Genomic DNA, 23763 nt, shown 5'->3' on the forward strand with positions numbered 1-23763 from the left:
AGTGGTTACGCTGTGTTACGAGTTTCACGATGCCGGTAGCGGACTGGTTCGCCCATCTCCGGGCCCAATTTCTGCTATCAATAAAGCAACCAGCTTCGAATGGATTGGCAAACGAATGACGACGCGGCGGGGATTCGGGCTGCTGATGCTTACGCTCGTGCTGACCGCCGCACTGCTGACCTGGCGCGCGATGACGCCCGGCCCGGCGAACGCGGCCGACCCGGAACCGCCCGCTGCCGTCCCGGTCACCACCGCGGCGTCGCGGATTCAGGACATGCCGCTCTACCTCAACGGTCTCGGCACCGTGCAGCCGCCCAACGTGGTCGAGATCAAGGCCCAGGTCAGCGGCACCTTGATCGCCCTGCCGGTGCCAGAGGGCGCCGAGGTCCAGCAGGGCGACATCGTCGCCGAGATCGATCCGCGCCCTTACAAGGCGGCACTGGATCAGGCACTGGCGCAGCGCGACGAGGATATCGCGCTGCTCAAAAGCGCCCAGCTCGACCTGAAGCGCTATCAGAACCTGGCGAAGACCAATTTTGCGCCGGTGCAGCAGGTGGAAGACCAGCAAGGCACCGTCGACAAGCAGATCGGCGCCATCGGCGTCGACAACGCAATGATCGAGACCGCGCGAATCAACCTCGGCTATTGCGTCATCAAGGCGCCGTTCGCCGGCCGAGTCAGCTTCTATCAGTTGAATGTCGGCAATCTGGTGCAAGCCGCCAGCCAGACCGGGATCATCTCGATTACCCAGGTCAAGCCGATCCAGGTGGTATTCACCTTGCCGGAAGCCGATCTCGCGCCGGCCCAGCAGGCTCGGGAACACGGCCCGGTTGCGGTCACCGTGTTCGACGGCAGCAGCAACCAGCAGTTGGCGACCGGGACTTTGACGACCCTGAACAACACCATCGACCCCGCCTCCGGCACGATCGCCCTGAAGGCCACCTTCGCCAACCAGGATGGCCATCTCTGGCCTGGCCAGTTCGTCAACACCCGCGTCCAGGTGGGTTTGCTTCGCCATGCTGTCACCGTCCCCTCACTGGCAATTCAGCATGGCCCGAACGGCACCTTCGTCTATACCGTGAAGCCCGACGGCACGGTGGCGCAAACCAGCGTGCAGGTCGGCGATCAGGTGGCGCAGCGCATCGTCGTCACCACGGGCCTGTCGGGACAACAGACCGTCGTGGTGTCGGGCCAGTCACGCCTGGCACCCGGCGTCCACGTACACGCCACCGACGTTTCCAACGCCTCGCCTGGCGAAGCATCGCCGACCTGAACCGCACGCCAGGACCCCATTCCGAGCATGAGTATTTCGACCCCGTTCATCAAACGACCGATTGCCACGTCCCTGCTGACCGCCGCGGTGTTTCTGGCCGGCCTGGTGGCCTACCCGCTGTTGCCGGTGGCGCCCCTGCCGAACGTGCAATTCCCCACCCTGACGGTCACCGCGCAATACCCCGGCGCCAGCCCCGAAACCATGGCATCCACCGTCGCAACCCCATTGGAAACCGAGTTCGGTCAGATGCTGCCGGGCCTGGCGCAGATGACCTCCACCAGCGTGCTCGGGACCACCACCATCGCGCTGCAGTTCGACCTCGGCACCGACATCGGCAAGGCCGAGACATTGTTGCTGGAGGCGATCAATGCCGCCGAGGGCTCGCTGCCCAAGGACCTGCCCAGTCCGCCGACCTTCAGGGCCATCAACCCGTCCGACAGCCCGATCCTGATCCTGGCGATGCAGTCCGATCAGGCGCCGATCACCGATGTTGACAGCTACGCCGAGAACATCGTCGAACAGCAGATCTCGCAGCTTTCCGGCGTCGGGCAGGTGCTTGTCGTCGGCCAGCAAACACCGGCAATCCGGGTGCAGGTCGACCCCGCGCGCCTCGCCAGCATGGGCATGACGCTGGAAGACGTCCGCACGGTGCTGACCAACGTCACTGTCGACAATCCGAAAGGCAGCATCGACGGCCCGCATCAATCTTATACCGTCTACGCCAACGATCAGCTGACCAAGGCGCAACCTTACAACAACGTCATCATCGGCTATCGCAACGGTGCGCCGATCCGCGTCCGCGATATCGGTCGTGCCATAGCCGGGCCGCAGAACCGCGAGTTGACGGCGTGGATCAACGGCAAGAAAGCCGTCCTGCTGCTGGTGTTCAAGCAGGCCAGCGCCAACGTCATTTCGACCGCCGATGGGGTGAAGGCCAAGCTGTCATCGCTCCGAGCCGACATACCCCCCAATGTCCAGCTCAGCGTGGTGTCCGATCGTACGCTGACGATCCGCGCCTCGGTTAACGACGTCGAGTTCACCTTGCTGATCGCGGTCGGTCTCGTGGTGATGGTGATCTTCCTGTTCCTGCGCAATATCTGGGCAACCATCATCCCCAGTGTCACTATACCCGTCGCCCTCGTTGGCACCCTCGGCACGATGTATGTGTGCGGCTTCAGCCTGGACAATCTCTCGCTGATGGGCCTCACCATCGCGGTCGGCTTCGTCGTCGACGATGCCATCGTCATGCTGGAAAATATTTTCCGTCATATCGAAGACGGAATGGGCCCGTTGGAGGCGGCGTTAACCGGTGCCAGCGAAATCGGCTTCACCATCGTGTCGATCAGCTTCTCGCTGATCGCGGTCTTCATCCCGCTGCTGCTGATGGGCGGCATCGTCGGACGCCTGTTCCGCGAATTCGCCATCTGCGTTTCGATCACCATCGTGATCTCGGCGGTGGTCTCGCTGACCCTGACGCCGATGATGTCTTCGCGGTTCCTGTCGCCGCAGGCGCATCAGCACGGGCGCATCTACCGCGCGATCGAGGCGATGTTCACGGCAATGGTCCGCTTTTATGAGCGGACATTGGATATCGCGCTGCGGTTCAGCTTCATCACGCTGATGGTCTTCGTAGCCACGGTGTCACTCACCGTGGTGCTGTACATCATCATTCCGAAGGGCTTCTTCCCGCTGCAGGACACCGGAATCATGATCGGTATCACCGATGCGGCGCAGGACGCTTCCTACGACGAGATGGCGGTGCTGCAGCGCCGGGCCAACGACGTGGTGATGCACGATCCCGCGGTCGCATCGGTGGTGTCAGCAGTCGGCGCCGGCGCCGCCGGGCAGACCGCCAACAACGGACGCATGTACATCACGCTCAAGCCCTGGGACCAACGCTCCAGCACGATCATGCAGGTGATCGATCGGATCGATCAGAAGATGAAAGCGATCAACGGCATCCGCTTGTTCCTGCAGCCGATCCAGGACGTCAGGGTCGGTGCCCGCCTCGGGCGGACGCAGTACCAGTACACCCTGCAGGATTCCAACCAGGACGAGTTGAACCACTGGGCCCCGAAGGTCCTGGCGAAGATGCAGCAAATCAAACTGCTGTCCAGTGTAACCTCGGACCAGGAGAATTCCGGCACCACCGAAACCCTCACCTATGACCGCGATCAGGCCTCCCGTTTCGGCGTTCAGCCGGCGATGATCGATGCGATACTCTACGACGCCTTCGGCCAGCGCGAGGTCGCCCAGTACTTCACCGGCAACAAGGCCTACTACGTGATCCTGGAGGCGTTGCCCAACGAGTATGGCAAATTGTCGACGTTGCGGAAGCTCTACGTGCATTCATCCAGCGGCGCGGTTGTGCCGCTGTCGACGCTGCTGCACGAGACGACGCTTCCCGTGCAGCCCCTGGCGATCAACCATCAGAGTCAATTTCCCTCCGTGACAATATCGTTCAATCTCGCGGCCAACGCCTCGCTTGGCGAAGCCGTGACCAAGGTCGACGCCGTGGAAGCTTCGATAGGCCTGCCGGCGACCGTCCAGGGCAGCTTCCAGGGCACGGCCCAGGCGTTCCAGGCTTCGCTGAGCACCGAGCCCTATCTGGTGGCCGCGGCGCTGGTCACCGTCTATATTATTCTCGGGGTATTGTACGAAAGCTACGTGCTACCGCTGACCATCCTGTCCACCCTGCCCTCGGCCGGCGTTGGCGCACTGCTGATGCTGCTGGTATTTCATTACGAACTCACCGTGATCGCGCTGATCGGCATCATTCTGCTGATCGGCATCGTCAAGAAGAACGGCATCATGATGGTGGATTTCGCCATCACCGCCGAACGGCGGGACGGCCTAACCCCTCACCAGGCGATCCGCCAGGCCTGCCTGCTGCGGTTCCGCCCGATCCTGATGACGACCATGGCGGCGATGTTCAGCGGCCTGCCGTTGATGCTGGAAAATGGCGCCGGATCGGAACTGCGCAAGCCGCTCGGTTTCGCCATGGTTGGCGGCCTGGCACTCAGTCAGGTGCTTACCCTCTACACCACACCGGTGATCTATCTGTATCTCGATCGGCTGCAGCACTGGCTGATGCCGAACCGTCCTCGCGCATTGCCGCGCCTGGCAGAGAAGATGGGTGCGGCGGCAGCCGACTGAACTCCGATTCCAGTTATCCGCCCAGTGCAACCATGCGAGCTGCTTCAGGCGCAAGCAGACCGCATGGACGCCGCCGCGATGCCCGGTGTATTTTGTTCATACGCACGCGGAACCGAACGATGTCGAAGCTCTGCCGCACACCAACCGACCCGTTGCCATGGACCTGATCCGCCGCAACACAGCAGGCGACGCGATCCGCCGCGCCGCCCGCCTGTTCCGCGACCGCTCGGCCCTGGCATTCGCCGAACGCGACTGGTCATTCAACGATCTGGATCGCGCCGCCGATCGGGTCGCGCGATATCTGACCGATCGCGGCCTGAACCAAGGCGACCGGGTCGCCGCCTACGGCAAGAACTCCGACGCCTACTTCATCGCCTGGCTGGCCTGCCTGCGCGGCGGCTTCGTCCACGTGCCGGTGAACTACGCGCTGACCGGCGAGGAACTGTCCTACATCGTACGCCAGTCCGGTTCGCGGCTGGTGCTGACGGCGGCGGCACTGCGGCCGAACCTGGCCGACATCGACGTCGCCTCACACCCGCTGGAAGATCTGATCGGCATCGCCCAGGACGCCGCCGCGCCAACCGCCATCGACCCCGAACTTGAAGACGACAGCCTGGCCCAGATCGTCTATACATCAGGCACGACAGCCGCGCCAAAGGGCGCGATGATGACCCACAAGGCGATGCTGTCACAGTATTACTCGGTCATCCACAATATGGACTATGCCGAGACCGACACGGCACTCGCCGCATTGCCGCTGTATCACACCGCCCAACTGCACGCCTTCACCATGCCGCAGTTGCTGGTCGGCGCGCGCACCATCCTGATCGAGGCACCGGCGCCCGACCTCGTGCTGCGGCTGATCGAGCAACACCGTATCACCTCGTTCTTCGCACCCCCCACCGTTTGGATCACCCTGCTGCGTCACCCCGACTTCGCCACAAGCGACCTGACCTCGCTGGAAAAGGTCTACTATGGTGCCTCCATCATGCCGGTCCCGGTGCTGCACGAACTGCGCCAGCGTCTGCCGCGCGCTCGGCCGTACAACTGTTACGGCCAGACCGAGATCGCTCCGCTCGCCACCGTCCTGCGCCCCGAGGAACACGACGCCCGCCCCGCCTCCTGCGGCCGCCCGGTGCTGAACGTCGAAACCCGCGTGGTCGATCCGGACATGAACGACACACCGCCCGGAACCCATGGCGAAATCGTCCACCGCTCGCCGCATCTTCTGACCGGCTACTGGGAAAAGCCAGCGGAAACCGCCGAGGCCTTCGCCGGCGGCTGGTTCCACTCGGGCGATGTCGGCTATTTCGACGCGGCTGGCTATCTCTACATCGTCGACCGCATCCGCGACGTGATCAACACCGGCGGCGTGCTGGTGGCAAGCCGCGAAGTAGAGGAAGTCCTGTTCACCCACCCAGCCGTCTCGGAAGTCGCCGTCGTTGGATTGCCGGATGACAAATGGATCGAAGCGGTTACCGCCTTCGTCGTGCTTCGCCCCGGCCACAGCGTCGATGGGCCCGCGCTGCAGGCGTTCGCCCGCCAGCATCTCGCCCCCTACAAGGTGCCCAAGAACGTGCTGTTCGTGGACCACCTGCCGCGCAACACCGCTGGCAAATTGCTGAAGCGCGAACTGCGCAAGCAATATAGCGCGGCCAACCCCTGACCACCGCGGCGCGCGGCGATCCCGCCAGCACGACAGCGGCGGTTCAGAACATCAGCGGCTGCTCTTGCACCGGGGTCCAGCGCCGGTTCTTCACCACCGACAGGAAGGACTGGCTGGAGGCGTGATGATTGGTCGGGCTCAACGACAACGCCGGGCCGCCAAAGATATCGTGCCAGTCACGCATGCTCTCCATCGCGTTGATGAAACTATCCAGCGTCAGGTCCCGCCCGGCTTTCTGCAGCGCGGCGACGCTGAAACAGGCAGCCGTATAGCCAGCCTCACCCAGATAGTTCGGGTCGAAACCAAACCGCTTACGATACGTCTCGGCAAATGCGTGCACCGCCGGTTTCGGATCATCCGGGTAGCGATACAGCGCCGGCGCCATCGAGTAGAACCCCTCCGCCGGCTCGCCCGGAGCCTCCGCCACAGCCGTGGAATAGCTGGCGAACTGGCCGCAAAACTGCACATTCCAGCCCATCTTGTGCGCCGTCTGCAGGATGATCGTGGTGTCCTTGACGATCGTGCCCGCGCATATCAGGTCGCAGCCGGCGTCGTGCTGGCGCGCCAGCGCCGCGTTGAAGTCGGTGTCGGTCGGCCGATGCGACGTCTCCGCCGCCAGCTTCAGCCCCATCGCCTGAAGCTGCGCCACAACCCCGGCATGCACATCACGTCCGAAATCGGTGTCCTGATACATCGACCCGATGACTTTCTTGCCGCGCTGTTCAACGAAATACTTCACCCCGGCACGCATCTGGTCATAGTAGGAAGCGAATTGCCCAAATTTCAGCCGGTTGAACGGCTCATACATCGACCGAGCGCAGGTCGTCGGGAAGACGTTCGGCACACTTTTCTCAAACATCGACGGCATCACCGCGTCGTTGTGCGGCGTGCCCCCATTGCCAATCGCAAAGAAGATATTGTCGCGGTTCAGCAGCTTGTTCATCGCCTGCACCGCCTTTGGCACGATGTATTCATTGTCCTCGACGATCCAGCGGATTTTGCGGCCATGGACGCCGCCGCGCGCGTTGGCCTCGTCAAACCCCAGCCGCATCCCATTGGCGTTGTTGACCCCCTGCACCGCGGTCACGCCGGAAAGGTCGGCCATCGTCCCGATCACGATCTCACTGTCGCTCACGCCGCGCGTCGCCGCGGCGGCGCGTCCGATGATTGCTGGCGAGGCAAGGATGCTGGCGGTTCCACCCAGCACCAAGCGGCGCGAAACCGCGCTGGTTTGTTTCATGGCGAAGTCTCCCTGATGCGGCCGGATTGTCCCGGCCGTCTTCTTGGCCAGCGTAACATGCGACGACGAGGCGGCGCCGTAAAGCACTGCCTCCGCAACACCGGATTTACCTCAAACCGCGGACGGACGCGCCAACACCCGGATACAGCCGCCGGGCGCCCCGCCTACCGCGCCGCCGCGCGCACCAGTCGCCCAGGCGTCGCCCCAGTGAACACGCCGCTCTCGAACGTCGAGACCCCCGAAACGAACGTATTGCGGTAGCCATCGACCCGCTGCACCAGCCGCCGCCCGTTCATCGGCAGGTCATAGCGGACCTCCGGGATATGCAGCCGCAGCGCCTGGTAATCGATCACATTGACATCGGCCTTCTTGCCAACCGCCAGCCGGCCGCGATCATGAAACCCGAAGAACTCGGCGGTCTCACTGGTCTGCCGCTTCACCATCAACTCCAGCGGCAGTTTCGGCCCGCGCGAGCGGTCCCTCGCCCAATGGATCAACATCCAGCTCGGCACGCTGGCATCAACAATGGACGAGCAATGCGCGCCGCCGTCCGACAGCCCCAGGATCGTCGCGTCATCCGTCAGCATGGTATGGATGATGTCCAGGTTGTCCTCGTTATAGCCGACGATCGGGAAGAACAGGAACCGCTCCGCCCCGCCCGCCAGGTAGTCATACGCAACCTCGTCCGGCGTGTGGTTCGACCGCGTCGCAATCGCCGCGATGCTGTCCTTCTCCTCCGGCTCGTAGTCCGGCGGATCGCCCATCGGGAACATCCGGTTCCACCGCGTCACGATGTGCTGGCGGAACTGTGACAGCCGGTTCAGCAACGCCGGCGAGGGTGCCTCCGACAGGATCTGCGACCGCAACGCCGGATCCTGCATCCGCTTAATCCGCTCCGCCACCGGAAGCCGCAACAGCGCCTGATAGCTCGGCCGGATGGAAAACGGATTCAGTGCCGTATCGATCCCCAGCATCACCCCGACCGGCCGCCCGGCGACCTGAGCGGTCACCATGGCACCCGCCGCCCGCGCCCTGTGTACCCCGTCCATCAGCCGGCGCCAGCGCACCTTGTCGGTCGGCCTGTCGGTCAACAGAAACCAAACCGGACGGCCAGTCTCGCGGCCGAACTGGGTCATCCACTTCAGCTCCTCAGCCTCGTCGTCGAAGTCGCTGTTCACCCCGAACGCACCATAGCCAAGCTGCTTGAACGCCGAGCCGATGCCCAACAGCTCATCCACTTCCGAGTAACGACCCGGCACCATGTCCCCGCTCGGCGTCTTGTGCGAATTGGTGCGCGAGGTGGTGAAACCGAACGCCCCAGCCTCAAGCCCGGCCCGCACCGCGTCCCGCATCACCGCGATGTCCTCCCCGGTCGCCGCCTCGCGGTTGATCGCCCGCTCCCCCATCACATAGACCCGCAGCGGGTGGTGCGGGATCTGCGCCGCGATATCGATCGCCCGCGGCATCTGTTCCAACGCGTCCAGATACTGCGGGAACGTCTCCCAGTTCCACTTCAGCCCATCGGCCAACGCGATGCCGGGAATCTCCTCGATCGATTCCATCATGCCGATCAGTGCCGAGTGATCCTCGTTGCGCACCGGCGCGAACCCAACGCCGCAATTGCCGAACAGGATTGTAGTGACACCGTGCCACGACGACGGCGCCAGCACCGGGTCCCAGGTCGCCTGACCGTCGTAATGCGTGTGCACATCGACCCAACCCGGCGTTACCAGCAGTCCGTCGGCGTCGATCTCCCGCTTGCCCGGACCAGCCTTGCCGCCGACCTGGGCGATCTTGTCGCCATCGATCGCAACGTCGCCGGTCATCGCCGGCGTGCCGCTGCCATCGACGATACTGCCGCCCCGGATCACCGTATCATGCATGGCCCGCTCCCGTTTCTTTGCTCGCGACATGGAAAACCTCGACGGCGCCCTGGTCAAGCTTGGCCCAGACCCGGCCGTGCCCCCGCCGGGTGGGACCTGCATTGCCGGGGAACCATTTCGGCGGTACGCAGGCCTCATTCGCTGGAAAACAGCGTCCAATCATACCGGGAGGAACTCACCCATGCGCATCGCCGCCGCGGTCATCGCCGCCACCATCGCCGCCATCATCGCCGATGGACCCGCAAGCCAAGCCCAAACCCCAGCCCCAGTGCCCGAGGTCATGCCGTTCGACATCCCCTACGGCGCCCCGCTCAAACTCGATCAGGCCGACAAGGCCATCACCGCCGCCATCGCCGAGGCAAAGAAACACAATTGGAAAATGTCGATTACCGTGGTCGATCCAGCCGGCAACCTGATCGCGCATGCGACCATGGACGGCACGCAATACGCCTCGATCTCGATTTCCCAGGCCAAGGCCCGCACCGCTGCTACGTTCCGCCGCCCGTCGGGCGTATTCCAAACCGCGGTGAACGGCGGCTCGCCAAACGGCCTCAGCCTGCTGGCGGTGGCCGGCGGCGGCGTCGCCAGCGAAGGCGGCTTCCCGATCGTGATCGACGGCAAACTGGTCGGCGCGATCGGCGCCAGCGGCGGCATCTTCACCCAGGACGCGGTCACCGCCAAGGCTGGGCTGGCGGCCGTGACCGCCCAGGCAAAGTAATCGCCGCACCGTCAATCGGCTTGTCCCCTGCGACCTTGGACGCTACGCAGGCATTTGGCGACTGGCAGCGGATTGTCCCGAATTGTTCCGACCCGAGGCACCCGCCGCACAACCGCATCAGCCAGGCCAGGACGCTCCGAACGGAGACATCCTGGCCTGCGCAGGCAGAGGGATGGCAGATCCATGGCGACAAGACCGGTAATGCTGGTGATTCTCGACGGCTTCGGTTGGCGTGACGAACCCGCCGACAACGCCGTGCGCCTCGCCAAAACCCCCACCTTCTCCGGCCTTTGGGACACCTGCCCGCACGCCATCCTGCACCCCTCCGGCCGCGACGTCGGACTGCCCGACGGCCAGATGGGCAATTCCGAGGTCGGCCACCTCAACATCGGTGCCGGGCGCATTCTGAAGCAGGAACTGGTGCGGATCGGCGACGCCGTGGCCGACGGCAGCATCGCCCAGGCCGCCGCCTTCACCGCCCTGGTCGAAACGCTCAAGCAGACCGACGGCACCTGCCACCTTATCGGCCTGGTCTCACCCGGCGGCGTGCACGCCCACCAGGACCACGCCGCCGCCCTGGCCGGATACCTGCACGACGCCGGCATCAAGACCGTGGTCCACGCGATCACCGACGGCCGTGACACCCCGCCGCAATCCGCCGCCGGTGACCTCGCCCGCCTGCAGTCCGCGCTGCCCGAGGCCGTGCCGGTCGCCACCGTCGTCGGCCGCTACTTCGCGATGGATCGCGACCACCGCTGGGATCGTGTCGCCCAGGCCTACGGCGCCATCGCCGATGCCCAGGCGCCGCGCTTTCCCTCCCCAAAGACCGCTATCGAGGCCGCCTACGCCAAGCAAAAATTCGACGAATTCGTTCCCGCCTCGGTGATCGGCGACTACGCCGGGATGCAAGACGGCGATGCCATATTGTGCTTCAACTTCCGCGCCGACCGGGTCCGCGAAATCCTTGCCGCGCTGCTCGACCCGGCATTCGATGGCTTCCCCCGCCCCGATCCGCGCAAGTTCGCCGCCGCGGTCGGCATGACGCGTTATTCCGATGCGCTGGCACCCTTCCTCGGTGTTCTGTTCGCTCCCGAAACGCCACGCAACATCCTGGGCGAGGTCGTCGCCAACGCCGGCAAAGCCCAGCTCCGCATGGCCGAGACCGAGAAATTCCCCCACGTCACCTATTTCCTGAACGGCGGCCAGGAGACACCGTTCAGCGGCGAGGACCGCATCCTGGTCGCATCCCCAAAGGTCGCCACCTACGACCTGCAACCCGAAATGTCGGCCCCCGAACTGACCGACAAGGCGGTGCAGGCAATCGACAGCGGACAATACGACCTGATCATACTGAACTTCGCCAACCCCGACATGGTCGGCCATACCGGCGTCCTGGAAGCCGCCATCACGGCGGTGGAGACCGTCGACACCGGCCTCGGGCGTATCGCCGATGCAATCACGCGCCAGCACGGCGCGCTGCTGGTCACCGCCGATCACGGCAATTGCGAATTGATGAAGGACCACGAGACCGGCGGCCCCCACACCGCGCATACCACCAACCCGGTGCCCGTGGTGCTGATCGGCGGCGGCGATCGGGCGATCCACGAAGGCCGCCTCGCCGACCTCGCGCCGACCTTGCTCGACCTGATGGGCATCCCCCAACCGACCGAAATGACCGGCCGGTCGCTGATCTCGCAAGACGCCGCCACGACGGACCCAGCCCGATGAACGCAACCGATCTGGAAACCGCCGCCCTGGCGTTCATGACCGAGATCGATGCGCTCAAGGCCGCCATCGATCCGAAGTTTCCCTGGTACCCCTACGGCAGCCTCAACAACTTCATTCATCTCAGGCCGCTGTTCGAACAGTTTCCGCTGCACCAACTGCTGGGCGCACGCCCGGCGCTCGACATCGGTGCCGCCGACGGCGACCTGGCGTTCTTCCTCGAACGTCTGGGCCACGCGGTCGAGGTTATCGACCACGCGCCGACCAATTTCAACGGCCTGCGCGGCGCCCGCCTGCTCGCGGCGCGGCTAAAATCGGGGGTCGTCATCCACGACGTCGACCTCGACAGCTACTTCGCCCTGCCCGGCACACGCTACGACCTGGTGTTCTTCTTGGGCATCCTGTACCACCTGAAGAACCCGTTCCTGGTGCTCGAAAGTCTCTCCAAAGTAACAAAATACCTATTGCTCAGCACCCGCATCGCGCAACTCACCCCACACGCCGAACCAATCAGGCACCTGCCGGTCGCCTACCTGCTCGACCCGACCGAGGCCAACAACGATTCGACCAACTATTGGATCTTCAGCGAAACCGGCCTGATCCGTCTGTTCGACCGCTCCGGCTGGGACCTGCTGGCCCACCGCAGCGTCGGCGACACCGAGGCCTCCGACCCAGCCCGGCCAGACCACGACGAGCGTTGCTTCGCGCTGCTGGCAAGCCGTTATCCGTTTGCCAGTTGAATCTTTCGACCGCAGCCTCCGCGCGACCGCCGCCGCCCTTCAGCCGCTTCTCGCTTTGGACAGTACGCTTGACGTATGATGGACGCTGTCCCAAGTTCGCAATAAATGAGGGCACTGATTTTCAGATGCGGAAGACGCGCTGGCGCGCAACCAGTGCTATTTATTTCCGTCATATCAACGATAAGCAGCTTTTGCAAGGATCAGGATTGCGCTGGGATGACGCGACCTCAACTCGGTTGCTAGTGGCTGCTCCGGGCGCCATTCGATCCAGCCAAATACGACAAATCGTAAGGACCAGATTATGCCGGCATATGTAATCGTTGACGTTGGTGTCGTAGCACCCGAAGACGAAGGCGCCTGGAAGGCTTACGTGGCTATGGCCCCAGCGACGATCGAGCAGTATGGTGGACGCTATCTGGCTCGCGGTGGGGCGATCGAAGTCATGGAAAGCGACTGGTCCCCTTACGGCATCGTCATCGTCGAATTCCCCGATCGGGAAGCCGCGGCGCGGTGGTACGCTTCCCCCGAGTATTCTCCTGGTTTGAAGATCCGAGAAGAGTCCGGGTTGAACCGCAAGATGATCTGCGTCGAGGGCGCTTCAGATGCAAGCCCGGACAAGCTTCTGGGCCCGGGCTTCGTCCGTTAGGGCAAGCCCCGGAAAACACCCCCGGAAAACACCCCCCGGAGTACACCCCCCGGAGTACACAATGCCCGCCGACCGCCCGCCGCTGCCGCCATTCAACCTGGAAACCGCGCGACAAAAGGTCCGCGGCGCCGAGGATGCCTGGAACAGTCGCGACCCAGACCGCGTCTGCCTCGCCTACACTGAAGACAGCCGCTGGCGGAACCGCAGCGAGTTCTTTCAGGGCCGCCCGGCCATCGTCGCATTCCTGACCCGCAAGTGGACCCGCGAACTCGACTACCGCCTGATCAAACAGCTTTGGGCATTCACCGACGCCCGCATCGCGGTGCGCTTCGCCTACGAGTATCATGACGATTCCGGAACCTGGTTCCGCGCCTATGGCAACGAGAACTGGGAGTTCGACGCCCACGGTCTGATGCACACCCGCCACGCCAGCATCAACGACCTGCCGATCGCCGCCTCAGCCCGCCTGTTTCACTGGGACCACACCGGCCCGCGTCCCGCCGACCATCCGAACCTGACCGATCTCGGCCTCTGATCCCTCCCGATCCCGCCTCACAACCCTTGAGCGGTGGCCGAGGCGACCGCCGTCTGGATCCACTGCAGACAGCCCGCGCGATCACCCGCCGCCAACGCCTGCCGCGCCTCGGTGATCTGCCCGACCGTCGGATTGTTACTAGGGTCGTTAGTTCGCCCCAGCGCCACCGACCGGTCCAGCATCCGCGTCTGCGCCCGCTCAAGCGCTTCCTCGACCTCTCCGGTGCGACCGGCCGCCAACGCCCCTTCCGCCGCGCGAAGCTCGTCCGATGGTCTAGCGCCCTCCGGCAGGTTCGGCGATGGCAACGGCGACAGCACCGATTCGCGGGCCTGCTGGGCCAGGGCGGCGCCTGAACCCGCGATCAGCAACCAAGCGGAAAGAACAACAGCTCGCATCGATTTCGAATTCCTCAGCAGATGGTTTCAGGCGGTTACATAGTCCGCATGGCAAAATAGCGGCAGGCCGGTCCGGGAACAGCCGCGCTGACACCCTTCACCTCGCCGCAAGACACGAAGTACGGACAGGCGCCCCCCCGGTCAATGCCGCCCCGGTCAATGCCGCCCCGGTCAACGCCACCGACGATGAAACCACAGATATTGCCCCGGATAATCGCGAACCCAGCCCTCGACGATCGTGGTGATCATCTGCGTCGCCGCGACCACATCGATCTCTCCGTCTTCCCCCCTTGGCAGTTCATACGGCCCGAACCCCTCAATCCGAAAACCGTGCTGCGGTAGACGGATCACCCGCACCCCGATCACCGGGCAATCGAACCGCCGAGCCAGCCGCGCCACCGAGGGGTTGGCCTTGCACCGCCGGCCAAAAAAATCCACTTCCACGCCGCGGGAAAAATGCTGGTCCACCAGCATGCCTAGATGCTCGCCCGCGTTCAACGCCGCCGCCATCTCCAGCGCCGCCTGCGCCCGGGTGCGGATCAGCCGCCCCATCAGAGGCGCTCGAATGCGGATGATCTCCTTGGCGACTGCCTTGTTGTTCGGCATCCGGTAGACCACCGCCGAGGGCAGCCCGTGCGCCGCCGCGGCAATCGCCGGCAACTCCCAGTTTGCCAGATGCGCGGCGAAACACAGCGCCGGCTTGCCGTCGTCGCGCAACAGATCGAACAACGGCACGCTGTCGGTCTGGATGCGGCCGCTGTTCGGACGCTGCATATCGAAGTCCCAGATCCGCGCCATATGGACATACTCGCCGCCGACGCGGCCCAGATTCTCCCACGCCTCAGCCAGCGTGGCCTCGATCCAGGCCGTGTCCTGCTCCGGAAACGCCGCGCGAAGATTGGCCCGGCCAACACGGTGCGCCGGCAGATAGGGGCCGACCCGCCTGGCCACCCCACCGCAGAAATCCGACGCGCGGTCAGGATCGGCGCGCCGCAGCAGCCGGATCAGCCACTTCACCACGCGGCCGAGGATACGTTCCGCGTACAGTCCGATTTGCCGGCGCACCTTGCTCAGAGTTCGATCAGGATCTTGCCGAACACGTCGCGCGACTCCAGCCGCTGCACCCCGGCGTGGAAATCGGCCAGGCCATACACGGTGTCGATCACCGGCCTGACCCCCGATGCGATCCTCTGCAACCCGCGCGTCAGCGCCGTCATCGGCGCGCCAAACGACCCGATGATGCGATACTGCTGCTGAAACAACTGCATCAGGTTCAGGCTGCCGACCGGCCCCGAGGTCGCGCCGCAGGTCACCAGCCGCCCACCCCGCTTCAGCGACAACAGCGACCCCGCCCAGGTATCCGCGCCGGTGTGTTCGAACACCACATCGACGCCCCGTTTTCGGGTCAGCTTGCGCACCACGCCCTCGAACCGGTCCTCGCGGTAGTTGATCACATGGTCCGCCCCCAGCGCCCTGGCTCGCTCGGCCTTGGCCGGAGAACCCACCGTGGTGATGACGGTGCAGCCGATCGATTTGGCGATCCGGATGGCGATGCTGCCGATCCCCGACCCGCCCGCCTGCACCAGCACCCACTCGCCCGGCTGCAATTGCGCGTTGTCGAACAGCATATGCTCCACCGTGCCATACGCGACAGCGACGCAGGCGGCGTCCTGCATCGACACGCCATCGGGGATCTTCACCAGCAACCGAGCCGGGTGATTGGTCAGCTCCTCGGCGAACCCGTCGATATGGAAACCGCGCACCCCGGCGACGTTCTCACACAGATTGTCGCGACCGCTCAGGCAGGCCGCGCAGGTACCGCAGGTCAACGCCGAATACGGCACGACCCGATCCCCCGGCTTCACACCGGAGACGCCCGCGCCGACCGAGACAACCTCGCACGCCGTCTCAGCGCCCACCGTCAGCGGATAGCTCCGCTTGGCGAACGCCATCCCACGAAAGCCCCAGACGTCGATGTGGTTCAGCCCGACCGCGCGAACCCGAAGCTGCACCTCATCCACCCCGGGATCGGGCGGGGCGTCACGCTCGGTCAGCGCGACCTGCCGGTCGGCAACCAGCCGCAACGCGCGGATCATCGCCATCGGACGGCGGTCGAAAATGAATTCATCGCCGCCCAGTAATCAGGCTTTGCCGCCAGGGCAATCCCCGATCGGGCGACAGACCCCCGTTACCCGATGATTCGGCCACTCCTCCGGCAACGAAGAAGCCGGCCCGCGTCCGCGCGCACTCCTAAGCGGACATCGCCGCACTCACCACGCCGAGACCGGAAAACACCGTCTCGATGCGGTCGCCCGGGGCAATCGGAAACTGCCGCGTGAACGACCCGGTCATGACGATCTCACCGGCTTTCAACTGCCGGCCATAAGCCCCGAGTTTCGCCGCCAGCCACACGATCGAACGCAGCGGATTCCCCAGCACCGCATCCCCGGTACCGGTCGCCACAGGCTGCCCATTGATCGACACCCGCGCCTCGATCGCGGTCGGATCGGCCGGCAACGCCGCCGGTGCCCCCAGAACCACCGTCTTCTGCTGGGCATTGTCAGCCAGCGCCAGGGCGATCTGCTCGGTAAATGGTCCACGGGTCTCGATGATCTCGAGCGACGGGTAGATCACCTCGACGGCCGCCCGCGCCTGCTCCAGATCGATCGTGCCGGCAAGATCGACGCCCAGCCGCATGCAGAGTTCGTTCTCGAAGCCGGGCGCGATCAGCTCGCCCGCGGCAAACTCGTGCCCCGTGGGCTTGCTGTCCAACACGCAGCCGAACACGGGTTCGTGGAAGCCGAACTGTTGCTGGATCGCCGGCGCCGTCAGCCCGACCTTCCAGCCGATCTGGCGCTCCCCCGCCGCACACCGGCGCGCGATCAACCCAAGCTGAACCTGATAGGCCTGGTCGACCGAAAGCCTGCCGAAATACGCCGGCGGGAAATAGCTGCCCTGCCCGCGCGCCTGCCAGAATGCCTCGATCAGGCTATCGTTGTCGCCGCCCATGCCTCCCCCCTTTTTCGCCGCCGCCGAACCGCTTGTCAGCCGCCGGCCGCTCGCCTACCGTCGGTCAATGTTGATCCAGCAGGAAGCCTCGCGATGAAAATCCTCGTTGTCCAGGGCGCCGGCATGAACATGCGCGGCAAAACCCAAACCGAGATTTTCGGCACCATGACGCTGGACCAATACAACCAGCACATCCGTCAATACGCCGCCGAACTGGATCTCCAGATCGACATCTTCCACTCCAATATCGAGGGCGAGGTCATCAACCGCCTGTACCAGGCGAATGACCAGGCCTGCGACGGCGCATTGTTCAACCCGGCCGGTTTCTCCCGCGGCTACCCCGCGCTCACCGCGGCCATCAGCCAGGTCAGCTTCCCGGTGATTGAGGTGCACATCTCCAATCCGGTGCGCCGAGGCCCGGTATCAGACACCGCGACCGTCAGCCTCGGCATGGTGACCGGCTTCGGGGTGTTCGGCTACTACCTCGCGCTGCGTGGGTTACGCGACACCGCCAAAGCGCGCTGAGTGTTTGTTGTGCCAAGCCGTCCCCGGACATCGCCGGAACTCCCGGATTCAGCCCGATCGGTCGCACCGACCAGCGGCAACCACGACAGCACCCGCGGAGCCTGACCCTCGTGGCCCACCCGCTCAGTGACCTCCGAATTGTCGAGGTATCGGCCTTCGTCGCCGCCCCGCTTGGCGGCATGACGCTGGCCCAGCTTGGTGCCGACGTCATCCGCATCGACCCGATCGGCGGCAACATCGATATCGGCCGCTGGCCGCTGGCACCCGACGGCAACAGCCTGTACTGGGCCAGCCTCAACAAGGCCAAACGCTCGGTCACGCTGGCGTTGAACACGCCGCAGGGACAGGATCTCGCCCGCGCCCTGATCTGCGCCCCAGGGGCCGGAGGCGGCAACCTGCTGACCAACCTGCCCAGCGGCGGCTGGATGACCTACCAGGCGCTGTCTGAGCGACGCTCCGACCTGATCATGATGCGCCTGACCGGCACCTCCACCGGCGGCAACGCGATCGACTACACCGTCAACTGCGCCAGCGGCTTCCCGCTCGCCACCGGCACCGGACAGGACCCGGTCAACCACGTATTGCCGGCCTGGGATGTGACCGCCGCACTCTACCTGTCCGCCGGCTTCCTCGCCGCGGAGCGTGCCCGGCGGGCAACCGGGCACGGCCAGGAAGTCACGCTTGCGTTGTCCGACGTGATGCTCGCCACCGTCTCCAACCTTGGCTACCTCGCCGACGTCCAGATCAACGACGCGGTACGACCAGCGATGGGCAACGACTTGTACGGTGCCTTTGGACGCGACTTCGCCACCGCGGACCACCGGCGCATCATGCTGGCGGCGATCTCCAACCGCCAATGGCGCGCCATCGGCCAATCCACCGGATTGTCCGAACGCCTCGCCATGATCGGGCCGATGATGCAGGTCGATCTCAACACCGAGGGCGGTCGGTTCGATGCCCGCCATGCCATCGCCGCGGTGCTCGAACCCTGGTTCGCCCAACACACGCTGACGGAAATCGGCGCCGCGTTCCAAGGCAGCGGTGTGTTGTGGGGACCGTATCAGGATTTTCGCCAGTTGCTGCGTGACGACCCGCTATGCTCGTCCGCCAACCCGATGTTCGGCGACGTCCACCAACCCGGCGTCGGCCCGCTGATGGTCAACACCCAGCCGCTGAATTTCTCCGCTACCGCCGGCCGCCATCCGACCGCCGCGCCGCGCCTCGGCGAACATACCGAAGCAGTACTGACCGAACTCCTCGGCCTGCCGTCCGCCGAATATGCCAAGCTGCACGATGCCGGCGTGGTGGCCGGCCCGCCGCGCTGACCGGGGACCGATTGGTGACCAACGCAACCATGCCCGAAATCGACGCCCTTCTACTCCTGTGCGACCGCGGCCTCGCGCTCGCCGAACAGCTGCTCGCCCATTCCCGCCACGCCGTTGCTTCGGCCGTGGTCCGTGACGGCCGCATCGACCCGCAACGTCTCGATACCCATCAACTCGCGGCGCACGGCTTCGCCTGGCAGGCCACCTATGTCGAGGCGCTGCGCCGCAGCCTGATCTGGGCCCGCAACTTGCGCGAAACCGGCGCCCTGACCCCGGTCGAGGCCGCCATGCTCCGGATCGGCTTCGCCGAATACCTCGCCCAGTTGGGCGGCGGTATCGCCATCAGCCAGACCGAGATGGTCCGACCCGGCGACATCGGCACCGACGCCGAGGCGGTGTGGACATTCCTGCGCGATCCGCTGCTGGCCGAACTCGGCGATCCCGCCGCCTTGGCCGCCGCGCGCCAGCGCATCGTGGAGGCAGCCTCGCTGCGCAACTTCGGCGATGTCGGCATCGCCGACGAAACCATCGCCGCGATCCGCGAGCAATTCCTGCGCTACGCCGAGGCCGAGATCGCACCGCACGCGCAGGACTGGCACCAGCGCGACGAACTGATCCCCGCCGCGATCGTCCAGCAACTGGCCGAGATGGGCGTGTTCGGCCTGACCGTCGCCGAGGACAGCGGCGGCTCAGGCCTCGGCAAGATCGCCATGTGCGTGGTGTCCGAGGCGCTCAGCGGCGGCTACCTGGGCGTCGGCTCGCTCGGCACCCGATCGGAAATCGCCGCCGAACTGGTCGGGCAGGCCGGAACCGAGGCGCAAAAGCGGCAGTGGCTGCCAGGCATCGCCTCCGGCGCCATCCTGCCGACCGCGGTGTTCACCGAACCCAATACCGGGTCCGATCTCGGCAGCCTGCGAACCCGCGCGGTGCGCGACGGCGATTTCTATCGTGTCACCGGCGCCAAGACCTGGATCACCCATGGGTCGCGGTCCGACCTGATGACGCTGCTCGTCAGAACCGACCCGGCCGCCGCCGGCTATCGCGGTCTGTCCATGCTGCTCGCCGGCAAGCCGCGCGGAACACAAGACGATCCGTTCCCGGCGCCCGGCATGACCGGCACCGAGATCCGCGTGCTGGGCTATCGCGGCATGAAGGAATACGAGATCGGGTTCGAGGATTTCCGCGTCCCGGTCTCCGGCCTGCTGGGCGGCGAGGAAGGCCAGGGGTTCAAGCAGTTGATGCAGACCTTTGAAAGCGCCCGCATCCAGACCGGCGCTCGGGCCTTGGGCGTGGCGCAGAACGCCCTGGAACTGGCCACCGTCTACGCCACCGAACGCAACCAGTTCGGCCGACCCATCATGGCGTTCCCGCGGGTCAGCGGCAAAATCGCCTGGATGGCGACGGAAACCATGCTCGCCCGACAGCTCACCTATTTCGCCGCGCGGCAGAAGGACAGCGGCCAGCGCTGCGACATCGAGGCCGGCATGGCCAAGCTTCTGGCCGCCCGGGTTGCCTGGTCGAATGCCGACAGCGCGGTCCAGGTGCATGGCGGCAACGGCTACGCGGTCGAATATCCGATCAGCCGGGTACTCTGCGACGCCCGCATCCTTTCGATCTTTGAAGGCGCCGCGGAAATCCAGGCCCAGGTGATCGCGCGCGGACTGATCGGCCGGCAGAACTGAACACCGGCAGGGCACTGTGGAAGCTTTCGCCCGGCCGCGCAAAATGGTTCTTGCCCCAGTCCAAAGCAGCGGCGGACGGACCGCCGGTTCAACGCCATGGACCGGCACGCCGGGGACGACTGCGTGCCGGTTTCACCTGGCGGCTCAGACCCGGGCTTGCGCAAGCCGGCACTGGCGGTGCCGAACCGCGTCGAGGCCGATCAACCGACGACAGCCGTCGAAGCGGCTCGGGAACCGCGGCAACGGTGAACGTCGCGCCCGACACGTCGTTGTGGTCGTAGCCGAGGGCCGGCCCGGAAATGCTGCTGGTGTAGCCGAAGTCGTAGCACTTCCGTAGATGTCGGCTTCCGCGTGACCCGTCGCGGCGAACAGCGGGCCGCTATTGTCGAGCAACGAACCTTGGTCCGATTAGGCAGCAGGATACAAAATGTCATCATACTAAAACAGCCCATCAAGCGTCAGGATCGACGGAAAAGACCCATTGCCGGTGCTGTAGCCCGGATTGCCGCCGACCAGACCGGTCACCGTGTCGCCGCCTGGACCAGGAAAAGAACCCGCGCGCCCGCATCCGGCCCACGCAACGGCTGCCGGTCAGTCCGCCGGCGTCCGAATCAAGCCCAGGCCCAGCGCATGGTCGGTGTAAAATTGGCTGACCATACGCATGCATTTTGGACCCAACCGATTTACTGTTGCGCTACGGAAAGCCCGGCTTTCAGCCAATATCGGGGCGGGTAAACTCGATTTGGCCGATCAAAATAGTGTAAGAATTATCGACCGCACAACGAATGTTCCGAACCATCACGGCGATGAGTGAACGTGTCGGTCTAATAAATTATACGCTAAAACAAACACTTAAGTTTACTCGATAGTATCATGAGTCGACAAATGCTATCGCGATTTACCCCGCGCGGAAGCGATGACGGTCTAAACTTGGCACCATACCTGGACGGCTAATTTCCCTCCATGGGAGCTTTTCCGCATCGTATCGTATGTTCATAACTGATAACAACCGACCAGACATACCGAAGTAACCGATATCCTACGACGAACATCTTGGCACGCTTATTGAATTAGTTTCCTTGAAGCAATGGGCTTCGCCACAGGAGACTCTAATGCGGACTGCAATCCTCGGCCTTGCCGCACTTAGCGGAGCGGTGTCGTTGGCCCTGGCCACTCCGGCCATGGCCGGCCCGTTCACAGTCAATGATATCGAGCTACCGTACAACGACACTCTGACCATCAACGGTCCCGCGTCGGGCACGGGCTATATCGGCCAGCAGGTGCTGACCACCAGTATCGGCACCATCGATGCCTGGTGCATCGACATCTACCACGACGATCAGGTCGGCGGCGGCCAGGACGTGGCGTTCGTTACCGGCCCGATCACCACCAACAATGCGACACCCATCGCCGTCGCGCTTACCGATGATCAGATCACCAAGATCAGGGGGCTGATCAATTACGGCGACGCGCTGCTCGCCAACCCCCACACCGCCAGCAACGACGTCTCGGCCGCGATTCAGCTTGCCATCTGGCAGGTCGAATATCCCACCTTCACCTACCAGGGAAACGCCACCTTGGATGGTCTCATCGCAAATTATCTGACGGTCGTGAATGACCCGCAGCAGGCAGCCCTTTATGGCGGCAACGTCATCGCACTGATCTCGCTGCAGGGCACGCAGACGCTGGTCACGGCTGATCCCGCCCTCGTCCCGGAACCCGCGTCCATGGCCCTGCTCGGCGCCGGCCTGCTCGGACTGGCCGCAAGCCGGCGTCGCAAAGGCCCAGTGTCGGGAAAACACCCAGCGGCCTGAAACGCCCACCGCGACCTTCGGATGCAGCCCAAACGCGACGATCCTGACGCCTGACGCCCACAAACATGCAATAGGACAGCCCTGGCCTATTGCATGACCACCCTGCTCGGGGATCCACCCAGCCGCCTATCCGCCAGACGCAACGTTTCCGCCAACCGCGACCCATCCGCCTCGGCGCCGGCGTCCAGACTATAGTGACTTTGCCCGTCCTTCACCCGGCCGGCAGACGACGCAACCCAGCCGAACCAAAGCCTTCGCGATCCCACCGACAACACCCAATTCTCATCCCCGAACCCATGCGACACTGGCGCCGCGGCGTCCACGGGTCCATCCTGACCCTGATGAACGTTCGACAGCAGCCCACGGACAGTGATGCGTCCGGCGCAGCCATCCGCGTCGGCGGCGATCCTGATGGGCTCATGACCTATCTGATCGATCTGCCGCCCGAGGCATTGCCCAGCGTCGGCCGCCGCGACCTCGAGCGAGCCTGGTACGCGGCCCGCGAAGCAGCGCTGGCGGAACGCCAAGGCGCGGTGCGCGGCTTTCGCTTCAACCGCCCAGACGGCAGCCACACCGACCTCGCTTTGGCCGACCGCGATGCACGCTGCTGGGTCGGCGCGGTCGATCGCTCGGTCGGCATCGCCAACACCACCGGCCTGTCGCTCTGCCTGCGTCTGCTCGCGCTGATCGATCTGCTGGCGCACGCGCCATGGGCCCGCTCGCTGTTCCACTTGGCACGCGACGGTGCCGAATTTCACCCCGCCCTGCTCAAGGCCGCCGCCAGCCAGCCGCTCACCACCGAGGCCCGATTTGACGAAGCCGGCTTCCGAGCCCGGCTGTCCCGCTTCGTCAGCGGCTTTCAGATCGAAACCGCGCAATCGGCGCAACGCCTGTCAGGAGCCCGTTGATGAACCGCCCCCGCTCCAACCTCGGCCATATCCCGGCCGCCGCCCTGCTGGTTGCCGTCGCGCTGGCCGGCTGCGACCGCCCCGCGCCGACCGGACAGGCCCGAGCCGACGCCGAGACTCGCGCTGCCTGCGAACACCGCGCCGAACAAGCCTACGAACAACAGAACCGAGCCGAGATCTACGGCCCGCAATCACAGGTCAACACCCCATATTCCGCCAATTATGTCTCGGGCGATTCCACCCGCGGCCTGTCCGACCTGTTCGTGCATGATCGGATGGTCAGCAACTGCATCCGCAACACCGGCACCGACACCGACCGCACCCCACTTCCGTCTACCCCATCGCCCCCGCTCGCGCCGCCCCCGCGCTGACAGACGTCGACGCACCGCGCCGATTCAGGCCTGCGCTGACCCCGATCGTTGCGGACCACCGCCCGACACGCCGTCGGCCGTATAATTAATCCTGAATCTGGCTCGAAGAGCATCAGTAATGATACCGAATCAACGCAAAAACCTCTATATGG

The 23763-nt window shown here is 64.8% G+C and carries 20 protein-coding genes; 14 read left to right on the forward strand and 6 right to left on the reverse strand.

What is annotated here, in order from left to right; translation table 11 throughout:
• The first annotated feature begins 115 nt into the window (after positions 1–115).
• The 3 genes from ACQY4Y_RS26615 (at position 116) to ACQY4Y_RS26625 (ending at position 6095) form a co-directional block, all read left to right on the forward strand.
• Positions 116–1273, forward strand: coding sequence for an efflux RND transporter periplasmic adaptor subunit (locus ACQY4Y_RS26615; protein WP_428493571.1), 1158 nt, complete (start codon positions 116–118; stop codon positions 1271–1273).
• Between the two features lie 27 nt (positions 1274–1300).
• The gene (locus ACQY4Y_RS26620; RefSeq protein WP_428493572.1) at positions 1301–4429 is read left to right on the forward strand and encodes an efflux RND transporter permease subunit; all 3129 of its coding nucleotides are present in this window, start codon (positions 1301–1303) and stop codon (positions 4427–4429) included.
• A 157-nt stretch (positions 4430–4586) separates the two neighbouring features.
• Positions 4587–6095: a fatty acyl-CoA synthetase gene (locus tag ACQY4Y_RS26625; RefSeq protein WP_428493573.1), complete on the forward strand. Its 1509-nt coding sequence runs from the start codon at positions 4587–4589 to the stop codon at positions 6093–6095.
• 43 nt (positions 6096–6138) lie between these two features.
• On the opposite strand, the gene ACQY4Y_RS26630 is transcribed toward ACQY4Y_RS26625, so the two are convergent.
• Both ACQY4Y_RS26630 and ACQY4Y_RS26635 read right to left on the reverse strand, forming a co-directional pair.
• Positions 6139–7335, reverse strand: a complete 1197-nt coding sequence (locus tag ACQY4Y_RS26630) for an ABC transporter substrate-binding protein (RefSeq protein ID WP_428493574.1) — start codon at positions 7333–7335, stop codon at positions 6139–6141.
• 164 nt (positions 7336–7499) lie between these two features.
• A complete protein-coding gene (locus ACQY4Y_RS26635; protein ID WP_428493575.1) occupies positions 7500–9218 on the reverse strand; it encodes an N-acyl-D-amino-acid deacylase family protein in 1719 nt (572 codons plus the stop codon).
• Between the two features lie 181 nt (positions 9219–9399).
• Here ACQY4Y_RS26635 and ACQY4Y_RS26640 point away from each other — a divergent pair, with 181 nt between their 5' ends.
• From ACQY4Y_RS26640 to ACQY4Y_RS26660, 5 genes are all read left to right on the forward strand, one after another.
• Positions 9400–9936 carry a GlcG/HbpS family heme-binding protein gene (locus tag ACQY4Y_RS26640; RefSeq protein ID WP_428493576.1) on the forward strand — a complete coding sequence of 179 codons (537 nt, stop codon included), beginning with the start codon at positions 9400–9402 and terminating at the stop codon, positions 9934–9936.
• A gap of 183 nt (positions 9937–10119) precedes the next feature.
• Positions 10120–11664: a 2,3-bisphosphoglycerate-independent phosphoglycerate mutase gene (gene gpmI / locus ACQY4Y_RS26645; RefSeq protein WP_428493577.1), complete on the forward strand. Its 1545-nt coding sequence runs from the start codon at positions 10120–10122 to the stop codon at positions 11662–11664.
• Positions 11661–12401: a class I SAM-dependent methyltransferase gene (locus tag ACQY4Y_RS26650; RefSeq protein ID WP_428493578.1), complete on the forward strand. Its 741-nt coding sequence runs from the start codon at positions 11661–11663 to the stop codon at positions 12399–12401. Before gpmI ends, ACQY4Y_RS26650 begins: the two co-directional genes overlap by 4 nt.
• Before the next feature lie 301 nt (positions 12402–12702).
• Complete coding sequence (locus ACQY4Y_RS26655) at positions 12703–13047, forward strand: DUF1330 domain-containing protein (RefSeq protein WP_428493579.1); 345 nt, start codon at positions 12703–12705, stop codon at positions 13045–13047.
• Between the two features lie 61 nt (positions 13048–13108).
• Positions 13109–13582 (forward strand): DUF1348 family protein, encoded by a 474-nt coding sequence (locus ACQY4Y_RS26660; protein ID WP_428493580.1) that lies wholly within the window; start codon positions 13109–13111, stop codon positions 13580–13582.
• A gap of 17 nt (positions 13583–13599) precedes the next feature.
• Here ACQY4Y_RS26660 and ACQY4Y_RS26665 read toward each other — a convergent pair whose 3' ends face one another.
• From ACQY4Y_RS26665 to ACQY4Y_RS26680, 4 genes are all read right to left on the reverse strand, one after another.
• The gene (locus ACQY4Y_RS26665; RefSeq protein ID WP_428493581.1) at positions 13600–13977 is read right to left on the reverse strand and encodes a hypothetical protein; all 378 of its coding nucleotides are present in this window, start codon (positions 13975–13977) and stop codon (positions 13600–13602) included.
• Positions 13978–14148: 171 nt separating this feature from the next.
• Positions 14149–15042: a lipid A biosynthesis lauroyl acyltransferase gene (locus ACQY4Y_RS26670; RefSeq protein WP_428493582.1), complete on the reverse strand. Its 894-nt coding sequence runs from the start codon at positions 15040–15042 to the stop codon at positions 14149–14151.
• 5 nt (positions 15043–15047) lie between these two features.
• Entirely contained in the window at positions 15048–16079 is a 1032-nt protein-coding gene (locus ACQY4Y_RS26675; protein WP_428493583.1) for a zinc-binding dehydrogenase, read from the reverse strand.
• 148 nt (positions 16080–16227) lie between these two features.
• On the reverse strand, positions 16228–16986 hold the full coding sequence (locus ACQY4Y_RS26680) for a 2-keto-4-pentenoate hydratase (protein WP_428493584.1): 759 nt from the start codon (positions 16984–16986) through the stop codon (positions 16228–16230).
• Positions 16987–17079: 93 nt separating this feature from the next.
• Between ACQY4Y_RS26680 and ACQY4Y_RS26685 the strand changes: the two genes are divergently transcribed.
• The 6 genes from ACQY4Y_RS26685 to ACQY4Y_RS26710 all read left to right on the forward strand — a co-directional run bounded on the left by ACQY4Y_RS26685 (position 17080) and on the right by ACQY4Y_RS26710 (position 23611).
• Positions 17080–17511: a type II 3-dehydroquinate dehydratase gene (locus ACQY4Y_RS26685; protein ID WP_428493585.1), complete on the forward strand. Its 432-nt coding sequence runs from the start codon at positions 17080–17082 to the stop codon at positions 17509–17511.
• Positions 17512–17621: 110 nt separating this feature from the next.
• Entirely contained in the window at positions 17622–18836 is a 1215-nt protein-coding gene (locus ACQY4Y_RS26690) for a CoA transferase (protein WP_428493586.1), read from the forward strand.
• Positions 18837–18850: 14 nt separating this feature from the next.
• Entirely contained in the window at positions 18851–20518 is a 1668-nt protein-coding gene (locus ACQY4Y_RS26695; RefSeq protein WP_428493587.1) for an acyl-CoA dehydrogenase family protein, read from the forward strand.
• 1112 nt (positions 20519–21630) lie between these two features.
• Positions 21631–22332: a PEP-CTERM sorting domain-containing protein gene (locus tag ACQY4Y_RS26700; protein ID WP_428493588.1), complete on the forward strand. Its 702-nt coding sequence runs from the start codon at positions 21631–21633 to the stop codon at positions 22330–22332.
• A 419-nt stretch (positions 22333–22751) separates the two neighbouring features.
• Positions 22752–23240 (forward strand): hypothetical protein, encoded by a 489-nt coding sequence (locus ACQY4Y_RS26705; RefSeq protein WP_428493589.1) that lies wholly within the window; start codon positions 22752–22754, stop codon positions 23238–23240.
• Positions 23240–23611, forward strand: coding sequence for a hypothetical protein (locus tag ACQY4Y_RS26710; RefSeq protein WP_428493590.1), 372 nt, complete (start codon positions 23240–23242; stop codon positions 23609–23611). Before ACQY4Y_RS26705 ends, ACQY4Y_RS26710 begins: the two co-directional genes overlap by 1 nt.
• The last annotated feature ends 152 nt before the right edge of the window (positions 23612–23763 follow it).

The organism is Rhodopila sp. (assembly GCF_965277165.1).
Taxonomy (GTDB): domain Bacteria; phylum Pseudomonadota; class Alphaproteobacteria; order Acetobacterales; family Acetobacteraceae; genus Rhodopila.